11 protein-coding genes and 3 tRNA genes are annotated in these 12657 nt (G+C 38.8%); 9 read left to right on the plus strand and 5 right to left on the minus strand.

The annotated features are described in order from the left end of the window. Positions 1 to 7 precede the first annotated feature (7 nt). From BW964_RS10705 to BW964_RS10715, 3 genes are all read right to left on the minus strand, one after another. Positions 8 to 463, minus strand: a complete 456-nt coding sequence (locus BW964_RS10705; RefSeq protein WP_076507070.1) for a hypothetical protein — start codon at positions 461 to 463, stop codon at positions 8 to 10. Then, positions 463 to 843 carry a RidA family protein gene (locus BW964_RS10710; protein WP_076507072.1) on the minus strand — a complete coding sequence of 127 codons (381 nt, stop codon included), beginning with the start codon at positions 841 to 843 and terminating at the stop codon, positions 463 to 465. The genes BW964_RS10705 and BW964_RS10710 overlap by 1 nt, the downstream gene beginning before the upstream one ends. A 139-nt stretch (positions 844 to 982) precedes the next feature. Then, on the minus strand, positions 983 to 3568 hold the full coding sequence (locus BW964_RS10715) for a putative LPS assembly protein LptD (RefSeq protein ID WP_076507073.1): 2586 nt from the start codon (positions 3566 to 3568) through the stop codon (positions 983 to 985). Positions 3569 to 3621: 53 nt separating this feature from the next. On the opposite strand from BW964_RS10715, the gene BW964_RS10720 reads away from it, so the two are divergent. The 9 genes from BW964_RS10720 to BW964_RS10760 all read left to right on the plus strand — a co-directional run bounded on the left by BW964_RS10720 (position 3622) and on the right by BW964_RS10760 (position 9009). Further along, positions 3622 to 4911 (plus strand): N-acetylmuramoyl-L-alanine amidase family protein, encoded by a 1290-nt coding sequence (locus BW964_RS10720; protein ID WP_076507075.1) that lies wholly within the window; start codon positions 3622 to 3624, stop codon positions 4909 to 4911. 58 nt (positions 4912 to 4969) lie between these two features. Next, positions 4970 to 5044: transfer RNA gene (locus BW964_RS10725), tRNA-Glu, on the plus strand. An 11-nt stretch (positions 5045 to 5055) separates the two neighbouring features. Continuing rightward, positions 5056 to 5376 carry a hypothetical protein gene (locus tag BW964_RS10730; protein WP_047454243.1) on the plus strand — a complete coding sequence of 107 codons (321 nt, stop codon included), beginning with the start codon at positions 5056 to 5058 and terminating at the stop codon, positions 5374 to 5376. A 67-nt stretch (positions 5377 to 5443) separates the two neighbouring features. After that, positions 5444 to 5698 (plus strand): 30S ribosomal protein S20, encoded by a 255-nt coding sequence (rpsT, locus tag BW964_RS10735; protein WP_073330148.1) that lies wholly within the window; start codon positions 5444 to 5446, stop codon positions 5696 to 5698. A gap of 10 nt (positions 5699 to 5708) precedes the next feature. Continuing rightward, a tRNA-Glu gene (locus BW964_RS10740) sits at positions 5709 to 5780 on the plus strand. A 102-nt stretch (positions 5781 to 5882) separates the two neighbouring features. Beyond that, positions 5883 to 5954, plus strand: a tRNA-Glu gene (locus tag BW964_RS10745). 173 nt (positions 5955 to 6127) lie between these two features. Beyond that, positions 6128 to 6784 carry a FadR/GntR family transcriptional regulator gene (locus BW964_RS10750; RefSeq protein ID WP_076507076.1) on the plus strand — a complete coding sequence of 219 codons (657 nt, stop codon included), beginning with the start codon at positions 6128 to 6130 and terminating at the stop codon, positions 6782 to 6784. A gap of 55 nt (positions 6785 to 6839) precedes the next feature. Then, the gene (locus BW964_RS10755) at positions 6840 to 8045 is read left to right on the plus strand and encodes an MFS transporter (protein ID WP_076507078.1); all 1206 of its coding nucleotides are present in this window, start codon (positions 6840 to 6842) and stop codon (positions 8043 to 8045) included. A gap of 190 nt (positions 8046 to 8235) precedes the next feature. Then, the gene (locus tag BW964_RS10760; protein ID WP_076507080.1) at positions 8236 to 9009 is read left to right on the plus strand and encodes a T9SS type A sorting domain-containing protein; all 774 of its coding nucleotides are present in this window, start codon (positions 8236 to 8238) and stop codon (positions 9007 to 9009) included. A gap of 127 nt (positions 9010 to 9136) precedes the next feature. On the opposite strand, the gene BW964_RS10765 is transcribed toward BW964_RS10760, so the two are convergent. Beyond that, positions 9137 to 11416, minus strand: a complete 2280-nt coding sequence (locus BW964_RS10765; RefSeq protein WP_076507081.1) for a DUF5074 domain-containing protein — start codon at positions 11414 to 11416, stop codon at positions 9137 to 9139. Between the two features lie 24 nt (positions 11417 to 11440). Beyond that, on the minus strand, positions 11441 to 12649 hold the full coding sequence (locus BW964_RS10770) for a cell surface protein (protein ID WP_084175791.1): 1209 nt from the start codon (positions 12647 to 12649) through the stop codon (positions 11441 to 11443). Positions 12650 to 12657 lie beyond the last annotated feature (8 nt).

Here is a 12657-nt window from a genome sequence, read left to right on the forward strand (position 1 = left end):
CGTTTTTTTATTTTGTTTTATTCATTTTTTCAGCAATCCTTTTCTTCTTATTCCGCTCATAAATAACTTCTACGATCTTTCCTCCTATCCACGAAAACGGGAAAAACGTGAGGAAAATAGAAATCTTATAAAACGTAGGATGGTATGGAAATATAATAACATCCAGCATGGCGATGAAAAGCATAATGAAGCCGATAAGAATAGCATAGGCTACTTTCGCATACTTCACAATAAGAGCAGTAGCTACTCCTCCTATGGTAGAGCCCAGCCCGGAAATAAACAGCAGAAATCCGAAAAATGCATTATCATCTTTCATACTGAAAAGGAATCTCTGCCAATGCTCAAAAGGGGCAAAAGCTTCGAAAGTGATCCATTGCGGAAAAACCCTTATACCAAGAGTGATCATAAGCCCTGTTATACCAAGGCCCACCAGAACCGCAATTGTATTTCTAATAAAATTCATTAATCCTGATGTGCAATCATAGAAATTTCAATATCAACATTCTTAGGCAGACATGAAACCTGTACAGTTTCACGAGCCGGATAGCTGTCTGCATCAAGATATGAAGCATAAATATCATTCATTACGGCAAAGTCATCCATGCTCTTAAGGAAGATGGTCGCTTTGACAACATTTTTAAACGCCATTCCTGCTTCTGTAAGAATAGCCTCAAGGTTTTTCATGACCTGATGCGTTTCCTTCTCAATTCCCTCTACCAATTTACCAGTCGCCGGATCTACAGGAATCTGCCCGGAAATATATAAAATTCCGTTCGCCATATTAGCTTGTGAATAAGGCCCGATTGCTGCAGGTGCGTTAACTGTGTTGATTATTTGTTTCATATCTAGATATTTATTTTTCCAAGGTCATCATCACTATTTCCTTTAATTGCCTTGTAAGCCAATTCCGTCAATAATGATTTCATTAGATTTTATTTTGGTTGCAAATATAAAATTTATATTGACAATTGTCAATTTGATATTAGAAAGGTGCATTAGGCTGCGTAAAACTTCTGTCTTTGTATTTCAGCGCATCGCTTAAGATATTGGCCTTGATACCGATAAAGAAGTCATACACCTTATATTGACCGAAAGGAACCCAGTTAAAGTTGATCGTGAAACTTCGCTGATCTCTGGAGAACCCGATTCTGGTATATGCCAGATCTTTCGTTACTAGGTCAAAATGTGTACTCCCGTTGATATTCCAGTAAGGAGTAAGCTTGATACTACCGTCAAGACCTACAGAAGCAATTTTATTGCCAAGCGCTGAAAGTCCTTTAGAATAGGCGTAGTTTGCGTTGATATTTAAAGTCCATGCCTGATCGAAATGGGCATAATTATCATCATCAAAATAATAATTTTCATTTCTCACTTCTCCTTTCGACGGATACTTCTTGGCGTAATCTGTTTTCTCGCCGAAAATCTCACTGCTCAAAGGATAGGATAGCTGTACGTTGAATCCCTGCACACTGAAGTGACCGAACTCCTCTGTTCTGATTCCCTGGGTAGCACCCGGAGCAAAATAGATTTTATACGGTTCCAGCGCAAGACTTGTGTTAACGCTTAGTTTATTATTAAAGAAAGAAGACTGTCCATTGATGCTGAATACAGACCACGGGTGATCTTTTGCTGCAAAATTGTAATTTCCGGAAAGGTTAAGAGATTCAAAGATCTTTATTTTTTTCACCCCGGTAGAGTCACTTTTAGATTTCACCTTCATTTCGATATTGTTTCCAATATTGAAACCTAGTGCTCCTACAACACCACTTGAAGGAGTTCCTACAATTCCTTTTTCAAAAATAGAATAAGGTGTCAGAGCCCCCTGTGCATTATAGTAATTCTTATAGTACCCAAAGCCAGGACTTGAGAAATCCGGTGAATAGGTAAAACTAAGACTTGGCGTCATCATGTGTCTTACGGCTTCCACTACAGATCCTTTCTTGAACTTCAGCATTCCGTAAAGCGTTGTCTGAAGACTCGCTGATGATGAAAACGTGGAGTACCCTGCTACATTTTTCTGAATTTCGTCTACCTCCGCTCCCTTTACAGGATCATAATACTTGTTAAGAGTTTTTGTCGTTAAAGCGTTATCAACATTCGCTGTTAAGCTGAAGGTAAAATATTTGGCTAATGTGGTATTGGTTCCTAAAGCAATATTATTTTTAAGTCCAGTTTGCATTTTATCCCACATAGCTTTGGTAAAAAGCTCATTTTCCTGTGTGCTGACGTAATTGGTAAGATTAAAACCTGTATTTACCGTAATGTTTTCAAGAAGTCCCTGTCTTACTCCTGTTTTTGATTTAAACAGGTAGAACTGGTTGATTGCCACATTCATCTGAGGAAGACGAAGATCTGCCAGTCCGGTTGCAAAGTTTTGAGAATACGATGCCGATCCGGTGATGGTGGCAGGCAGTTTCAAAAATCTTTTGGTCACCGTTACCGCTGAGCTCTGCTGCGTATTCAGGACATTCTGGTTGAAAATATAGTTGTTGTTTAGTGGATTGTTGTAAAACTTTGTACTTACAATATCTACTGAAGCACTAAACGTCAGGAAAGGGTTAGATTTTGAATCCTGAGTATGGGTCCAGGCAATTCTGTACGTACTGTTTTTCGTGTAATCATCCAGACCTTTGATTCCTCTTACCATTGTTCCTACATCTGCCGTAAAGGTTCCGGAATACCGGTATTTCTTCAGATAATTCATCTGCGGTCTTAAATTCCAGCTCCCTTTGGTATATATATCAGCGAGAACTTTAAGGTCAAAATGTTCCCCTATCGGCTGATAATATCCAAGCCCGTTCAGGAAAAACCCTACATCTTCCCTTTCCCCGAAACTCGGGATCAGGATACCTGCTGCTCTTTTTTCTGAAAACGGAAGGATCGCAAATGGAAGAATAAGAGGAGTGGGAACCTTTTCGATGTACATCTGAATAGGTCCTGTGACAATCTGTGATTTATTTTTGGTCTTGATCAGCTTGATGTTGGAGGCACGCATAAAATAATCCGACGCGGTATCTTTTTTCTTGATATAATATTCGTCGGTCGTATAATCTGCATTTCTCATGGCAAAGACAGAGTCGCTATACTTTTTAGTTTTCTGTGCCGTAATGACCCCGCCACTTTCTTCCGTTCTGGCATTGAAAGCGATTGCTTGTCTGGTTTTTGTATTGTAGCTGAACTCGTTGGTTTCATACTTTTTACCCGCCTGGGTAGTAATCACGGGTTCAATAATTTTTCCTAAAGAATCTAATTTTCCACGGGCATAGATCAGATTTTTATTATCATCGATAGAAATATAATCTGCATCAATCTGCATGTCCTGGTATTTTACCTGGGCATTTTTATTCAGGAATGTCATCTTTTTGGGAACATCTCTTCGCTGATCGTCCGCTTTTGTACGGAGAATATCATCTAAAGCTTCCTTTTTTACAACAATGGTATCCTTTTTGGAAATAGTATCATTAACCACATTTTTAGGCAATTTTTCAGGGGTTTTCTGTGCTAAAAAATTGTTAAAAATTAGGATAATTAAAATTTGTAATATATTTTTGAGGACGGTTTTGGCCAATTTTGTTATATATAATTAAGGCTCAAAATTAGTATAATTTTTAAAACTGTAAGATGTACAAACAAAAATTTAAAATAATTTTATCATTTTTCCTTATTCTTTCAAGCACTTTATTTTTTTCGCAAAAGAAATTTACGATCGTTTTAGATGCTGGACATGGGGGAAGTGATCATGGAGCGAACAGGTCTTATGCGGATATTGGAAGGGTTGCAGAAAAAGACGTTACGCTTGCCGTTACCTTAAAAGTAGGGGCAATGTTGGAGAAAAACAGAGATTTCAAAGTAATATACACCCGTAAGTTTGATGAATACCCTTCACTTTCGGACAGAACCAATCTGGCCAACAGAAGTAAAGCTGACCTTTTTGTTTCCATCCACTGTAATTCCTCACAGCGCCCTACAGCCTACGGAACAGAAACGTATGTACAGGGACCTAACCAGAATGATGAAAACCTTGAAGTGGCCAAAAGAGAGAATGATGTAATCTTTCTTGATGAAAAAGATAAGCAGACCTTCGGCTCTTATAATCCGAGTTCTCCGGAATCTCTTATTGCCCTGAAACTTCAGCAGAACAAATATCTGGAGTCTAGTTTACTGCTTGGCGGACTGGTGGAAGGTAATTTCGTGAATAAAGATAAAAGATTCTCAAGAGGCGTTTTCCAGAAAAACCTTCACGTACTTCGTATGAATGCGATGCCATCTGTATTGATAGAAACCGGTTTCATCAATCATCCTGAAGAAAGCCATTACCTTGCGTCTGAAAAGGGGCAGCAAGAAATTTCTGAAAGTATCTATAACGCTATCATCGATTATAAAAAAGCGATTGACAGAAAAACAGGAGGTTCTTCCATAGCAACCAGAAAACCTGAACCTGAGAAACCGGCAGAAACCCCATTGAAAAATGATTTCAGGATTTTACTGCTAAGTTCTCCTACCAAATACAACGATGGAGATCCCGCTTTAAAAGGATTAAATTATATTCTTCCAATCAAAGACAACGGACAGTACAAGTATTATTATGGGGTGACCAATATGGCTTCTGTAAAAGATATCAATTTAAAAACAGCTAAAGATGCAGGTTTCAGAAATGCGTATGCAGTAGGATTTATGCCTAATCAAAAACTGTTGACAGGCTATTATACCATTGAGGTTTATACTGGCGAAAAGCTGAATGGAAATTCATTTATCCTTCAGACACTTAAGGATGTGGAAAGGAATAAAGACAGCGGAGTTTTTTACTATACCTATGGTAAAGTTTTCACTTTGGAGGATGCGGTAAAGCTTCAAAAAGACCTTGAATCCAAGGGAATCAAGAACACGATTATTCAAAAAGTTTTTAAATAATTTGAAAAATAATTTTGAAGTTAAAAAGTTAATCACTACTTTTGCAACCTCAAAATTTGGCCTATTCGTCTAGTGGTTAGGACTCAAGGTTTTCATCCTTGCAACAGGAGTTCGATTCTCCTATAGGCTACCAAATTTGATATCATGCCGGATTTAAAAATACAAGAAGCAAAACTTCTTTTTAAGAAAATCCACTCTAACCCAAAAAGTTACGATTTACAAATCAATGAAGACGGGATTACAGGCAGGGATGATAAAATAAGTTTCAGACTTTACAGGACTGGAGAAAGGGTCGCCTTTGAAGTAACAATTGATGGACTTACCTTCACCAATACCACTGGAGAATGGAACAACGCAATGATTATGCTAAGTAGCACAATCAAGAAAATAGAACGAGAACAAGAGAATTTAAAAATAGAACAAGCAATAGATAAACTCAGAAAATACCTGTCAGAAGAAAATTAAAAATTTTTAAAAATAAATTTGGCAGATTAAAAAAAAGTTTATAGTTTTGCACTCACATTTGAACGATATGGCAAATCATAAATCAGCATTAAAGAGAATTAGACAAAACGAAGTTAGAAAAGTTCGTAACAGATATTACCACAAGACTGCAAGAACTGCTCTTAAGGTTTTGAGAAATGAAGAAAATAAAGCTGCTGCTACAGAGCAACTGCCAAAAGTTATCGCTTTGTTGGATAAATTAGCAAAGAAAAATATTATCCACAAGAACAAAGCTTCTAACTTGAAAAGCAAATTAACTAAGCACGTTAATAAATTAGCGTAAAAGTATAGTAGGCCCGTTCGTCTATCGGTTAGGACCTCAGATTTTCATTCTGGTAAGAGGGGTTCGATTCCCCTACGGGCTACAAAACTTAATCACTACTAACCGGGTGATTATAAAATAAGAGTTGAAACTTATAAAAACAAAAAAAACTAACCCTGTAGATTTTATTTACAGTTTGGTAGATGGCCCGTTCGTCTATCGGTTAGGACCTCAGATTTTCATTCTGGTAAGAGGGGTTCGACTCCCCTACGGGCTACTTAAAGAGAGATTCTATTTTTTAGAATCTCTCTTTTTTATTTCCAATAGATGAATTCTTCCCTATTCCTTTATTGAAAGGTTTTGCGTGTTAACTGATACAAAAGAAACCGGGCTATAGCAAAATATATAAAAAAAATAGTACCTTTGTATTCATCAGATGATAAGATGTATATGCAAATTCAAAGAAAAACATTAGCTCAGGAAGTCGCAGAAAGATTAATTCAGGGAATTACGAATGAAGACTATGCGGTAGGTGATAAGCTTCCGATTGAACCGGAATTGATGAAAATATATGGTGTCGGCCGGTCCAGCATCCGTGAGGCTATAAAAATCTTATCGATAAAAGGGGTTCTGAGTGTGCAGCAAGGCGTAGGTACCTTTGTGACTTCTAAGAATATCCAGGAATCACTGGAAGACCAGATTAATAATGCTGAATTCAATGAAGTGTATGAGGTTCGTTCGCTTTTAGATTCAAAGATAGCAGCGAAAGCCGCGGCTAAACGAACTGAGAAGGAATTGGAGACGATTAAAATGTACCTGGATCTCAGAGATCAGTCTGCAAAAGACAACCAGGCACTGGAATGCTATCAGGCAGACATTAATTTCCATATATCTATTGCTGAAGCCTGTGGCAATACTCTTTTGAAAGAAATCTACCGAATTGCCAGTAAGCATATTCTCAGAACTTTTGAAGCCAGTCATAATAACCATACAGATTCATTCAAACTTTCTCAAAAAATACATACTGATCTTTATCATGCTATTGAAAATAAAGATTCCGATACTGCTGCGCGTATTGCCCAGCTGATTGTTGAAAAAGTATACTAATTATTAAATTTATAACAAAATTCATCAGATGACCTGATGAATTAAATACTACATTATGGAAAAGGTACAGACACAAACTATTGATACCACTAAAATTGTTTATCCTATTTTATTTATGATCAGTTTTTCTCATTTGCTGAATGATCTGATCCAATCTACTATTCCGTCATTATACCCTATTCTGAAAGGCGAATTCAGTTTATCATTTGCGCAGATCGGGATCATCACGCTGGTTTTTCAGCTTACGGCTTCTATTTTACAACCGTTTGTTGGAATTTACACCGATAAAAAGCCCAATCCAAGATCTCTGGCCATAGGAATGGGACTTTCAATGGCCGGTTTATTACTTCTGGCCGCTGCTCATCAATATTATGTGATTCTGATTGCCGTTGGACTGATTGGTATGGGATCATCTATTTTCCATCCTGAAGCTTCGAGAGTGGCCCAACTGGCATCCGGCGGGCAAAAAGGGCTGGCTCAATCGATCTTTCAGGTAGGCGGAAATTCGGGAAGCGCTATCGGGCCTTTATTGGTTGCATTAATTATACTTCCTCTGGGACAGGGCTATGTCGCTCTTTTTGCAATTGCCGCTTTTATAGGAATCATCCTCTTATGGAGAATCGGAAACTGGTATGCAGAAAGACTTTCGCTTAAGAAATCAGCTAAACATCCGGATAACATTATGGAGATACAACTCTCCCGCAAAAAGGTAATTTTTTCTATTACCATACTTCTGGCCTTGGTATTTTCCAAATACATCTATCTCGCCTCAATGACTAATTATTTCACTTTCTTTCTCATTGATAAATTTCATATTTCTGTAAAAGATTCACAGCTCTATTTATTCATGTTTCTGGCGGCCGTTGCCATCGGAACCATTTTAGGAGGAAAGTTGGGAGATAAATATGGCCGGAAGAAAATTATCTGGATTTCTATTCTGGGAGCCGCGCCTTTCACCCTTTGCCTTCCCTATCTTCCTTTGGGATGGACGATTGTATTTGCTGTTTTAATCGGCTTAATTATCGCCTCTGCCTTTTCAGCCATTCTGGTCTATGCAACAGATCTTATGCCCAATAAAATCGGATTGGTAGCAGGATTGTTTTTTGGATTCATGTTTGGGATGGGCGGAATTGGTTCTGCAGTGTTAGGAGCAGTAGCTGATGATACCGGGATAGAATATGTATTTAAAATCTGTGCTTTTCTTCCTCTTATCGGGATTATCACTGCTTTTCTACCCAACATTAAAGGAAGGAAAAAATAAATTCCAAATCTGAAGATCATATAAAACCGGAAATTCTGATTCTTTCATCATTTCTAATCCCATACAATATAAGTAGTTCAACTCAAGATTACAGAATTATTACATAATTCACATTTAATAGAGATAATATTGCATACATATGCTTTTATGCTTAAATTTGATTAAAACATTAACCCTAAATCTCTATAGTATGAAATCTATTCTACTTTCAAAGAGCCGCCTTTTTCAGGCCGCCTTATTATCAGTATTCTTGTTCCAGTCGGCCAATACACAGGCACAAAGCAGAATCTACGCAAACGATCAGTATTCAAATGTGTATGGTGTATGTCTGGGATGTGCTGTACAGAATCCTCTGAATGCAGTGGGAGATAATGAAGATAACTATTCTACTATGGTCATGGGCACCGTTTTATTGGGCGGTGTTGAACAGACCTTGAGGTTCCCTGAAGTGAGAACGAATACTAAATTAGTTATCGGTATCGGGACCAATAATATTCCATTAACCGTTCAGCTGTTAAGCGGTGTATATATAGAAACGATGAGCGGCGCTACCGCTAATAATGACAGCCAAATGATCACCGCCAGTTTGCTAAAGCTTGCAGACACTCCCAACAGAGCTACTATTGAATTTATTCCTGTCAGCTCATATAACGCAGTTAAAATAAGACTGAGCGGAGGTGTACTAAGTCTTGGAGGTGGATTCAGAGTGTATTATGCTTACCAGGATCCTCTTGCTACAATTATGGCTTACAGCAAAGCCGGACAGATTACTTTAGGGGGTACCGTTCCATTAGAAGGTGCCGAAGTTACCCTAAGAACTACTTCAGGAAAAGAAGTACACCGTTCTACCCTGAAATCAAATACTTTTGAACTGTCTACTCCACAACCAGAAGGCATTTACATTCTGACAGTGGAAGCAAAAGATAAAAAAACTTACACCCGTAAGATCAGAATGACCAACTAAATAATAGTACATATAAAGGATTCCGGCAGGCTTTCAGCCTGCCGGAATTTTTTTGCCTCTTTAACGGCAAAAAAATCGGCGGCCCGAATGGGCCGCCGATTCATTGAAATAAAATAGACTGTGAAAACTATTTTTTGATTAATTTCTGTTGGTATACAGCTTTATCAGTTACTGCCTTCAGAATATATACTCCGTTCGGAAGCATACTTACATTGATCTGGCCATTGTTAAGTTGTGTATTCACCGCTTTTCCGGAAGCATCATAAACGGAAACGTTTAGGATTTTCTCCTGCGTTTTAATGGTAAGAATATCAGTAACCGGATTCGGATAGATGCTGAATTCTATTTTCTTGACTTCTGCTGTGGCTAAAGTAGAAGTTGTACTGTTTATGGTAAGTGTTTTCTCAACTACTTTTCCATTTGAATTAAACGTAATTTTAATATCAGCAGTTCCTGGAGCAATTGGCGTCAGAACAAGTTCATCATTTGCGTTGATCACTGCAGATACAGCTGCCGGATTTGAATTGGATTTAATTGATTTTACAATAGCTGATGAAAGGTTATCCTCATCAGAAACGATTGTTTTCAGATCAATTACAGAGGCACTGTTCACACTAACCTGTGAAGGAAACGTACTGCTTACGGTAGGAAGTGTATTATCCGGGAATACGGTTACAGCAGGGAACCAATAATAATCATTAAGCGTTTTTGTATTGGTAAGGGTTCCGGTTGCATCATACGTATGGATCCAGTTTTTCTGGTAATGTGCCCCGTAACCGCTTTCTGTAGTATTCAGGATAAGTTCATCAGTTAAAGGATTAACGCGAAGTCCTGCACCGTAAGGAATCTGCTTGTACGTACCTGTCTGACCTGGAATGGTAGCAAAGCTTTCGTTAAATGTTTTTGTCGTTACATCAAATTTTACAATTTGTGCCCCCGATACAAAACTGTTGACCGAGTTATTCCAGTACAAAACATTCTGCTTGCTGCTCGCTGTAAAGCTTCCTGCGTTCCATGCTCCCCAAGATCCCAAATATTTTGTGGTAGGAATATTATATGGAGTTGTCGCAAATGTGGTTGTATTAATGTTCACCACTTTCTGATCCTGGATAGCCCAGATGCTTCCGTCTTTTGCCTGAACAACAGAATGGAATGCGCCAGGAATTGTGCTCACCAAAGTATCAGTGGCAGGATCAATCACTAAAATTCCAGCAGATTGTTTTACTGCAAATACATATTTGGAAGAACGGACCATATTTCCGATCTGGCCGGCATACTGGCCACCACCACCTGTTCCGGTGATCAGGCTCCCCACCTGCATATTCACGATATCAAATACAAAAATACCGTTAGAAGCACCGATGTATCCTTTATTTTCATTAACTCCAACGAATGATCTTCCGTCACCGCCTCCGATGTTATTAAATCCTGCGATTTTCTGCATTGTCTGCGCGTTGGCTACCACAAGTCTTCCCCCGGGAGTATACTGAGTATCGCCACCGTCTGCCGCCTGCTTTGAAATAAAATAGAATTTATCTCCATAGATCGTTCCATATTGTGTGGTAGCTCCAAATGCATGATTGTTATTGGCATTGCTGTAAACACGGTAATTAATCTGTCCGTTGTTATCAATGAAGTTAACAGAACCGTTGGTGTGCCCATACCAATCTTCATTTACCATGAAATATCCATTCGTAAAATTGGTTGAAGCCACATACGGAGATACCGGGGTTAATGTTGAAGAAATAGGAAAAGAAGCCATTCCTGCATTAAAATTCCACACATCCCATGAACCACTTTCGAGTACACGAGAGCTGGCCCCCACTCCGGAATATCCGAAACCAGCATCTGCAGGATCTTTTACCCAATACGACCAGTAGCTATTATACCATCCTGATCCCCAGTGATCCCCTGTATCCGCTGCAGTATAATCATCAAAATCATAGGCAGCTGTGTTTACAATACCGTTTACAGGATAATAAGGGTAGGTAATATTTCCGTTTTTGTAAAGAGCATTGGTATTCTGCCCGTTCAGGTCAAACCCCATTCCTCCTATTGCGGTCCCGAATTGTGTTCCGGGATAAAGTAAGGTAAAGAACCTGTGATCTGCCTGTGCAATCGCCTTCATCATATCCTCTCCTGTAGCGGTTCCATTCCATCTGAATCCCCACACCAAAGCATCAGGATTTTTACTGTCATTCCACTGCACAACAAAGGCAGCTTCGTTGGTTCCGCTTCCCACCCAATATTGAATGTCTGAAAAATTCACATTGGTGGTAACTGTGGTATTCAGCTGATTGCTGCTGGTCCCCTGAATGTCATTTCTGGGCACCCCTTGTACTGCTACCTGTGCATTCGTAAAGAGTGCAAATAGAAATAGCATCGTTAAAAGGTAAAACTTTTTCATTTTTCGATATATATAGATTAAATTTTATTTGAGATGCAGGTCATAAGCTCCTCCCACTTCCGTAGAGACTTCTCCAAGCCAGCCTGCTTCCTGATTGATTCCTGTATAAACTTTAATAAAATCAATACCAGGGAGCTTCACATAATTCCCGTTTTTATCTACAGCCCAGGAAATGTCAATATTGGAAGCTTCATCAGTATTCGGAGCATTATCGGCATAGCCATAATCATAAGATGTCCCCACCCAATAAGTCCCCAATCCGCTCTGGTCATGAAAATTATCCTTAAGGCGTGTTCCCGTCAGGCTATAAGAAGCATTCGGGAGCCATAAAGGATAATAGCTTTGTGCATGGAAGGTATTTTTAGTTTTAAATCCTGAATTCCCAATATTGTCCTGCCATTTGATGTACTCCACATCAGTTTGCCAAAACTCACTTCCGGGAATGGGGGGCTTATTTTCGTTGGGTTTAAAATAGGTTATACTATAATTTTTAGTTGTTGAGCTTTTAAAATATTCGCTGCCGGCAATCTCGTACCATTCATCTTCATCCGGTTGGCCATTTTTATTTTTATCATATCCCACCATGATGATTCCGGGCTCGCATGATCCTGATCTGGTGACATTCGCGTCATTTCCCCAAAAAGCATTTCCCAGAATCTTGAAATCTCTTCCCTCAAGATTGGGAATGGTATGGTCGAATCCAAAAGCTACATAACCGCCAAATCCGCCCAGTGTAATCATCGTGGAATTTCCGCCAACCAAAGATTGTTTTGCTGTTTTGATCATATCAGCCTCTGTATTTCCGTTTATATATTCCGGAACTTCATTGGTAAACTGGCCCACAGCAGGACGGAATTCAAAGACATTAGTAATGTATTTGCTATAAGGTGTCAGCTCTTTGTTGACGATGATCGAAGATTGGTAAATTTTCACAGTTCCTTTTACTTCCACCTTCAATGTCAAAGGATAGGTTTTTACCACGGGACTCACAAAGTCCAGCTGCAAATGATCAGAAATAATAGAATCATTAATGCTCCAGGTAAGCTTGCCTTCAATTTTCGGATCTATATTTAATAATCTGAGTCGGTCTATGGTATAGGACTCTTTAAGAACTTCTGCAGGAAAAGTCACTTCTTCCGCCACCTCTTCACTATCATTATTACAAGCTGCACTCCCTAAAAGAACAGCAGAGAAAAGGCTGATTTTTACAATAGATCTGGTTTTTCTTTCCATTTTTTCCA

The sequence above is a fragment of the Chryseobacterium shigense genome (assembly GCF_900156575.1).
Lineage (GTDB): Bacteria > Bacteroidota > Bacteroidia > Flavobacteriales > Weeksellaceae > Chryseobacterium > Chryseobacterium shigense.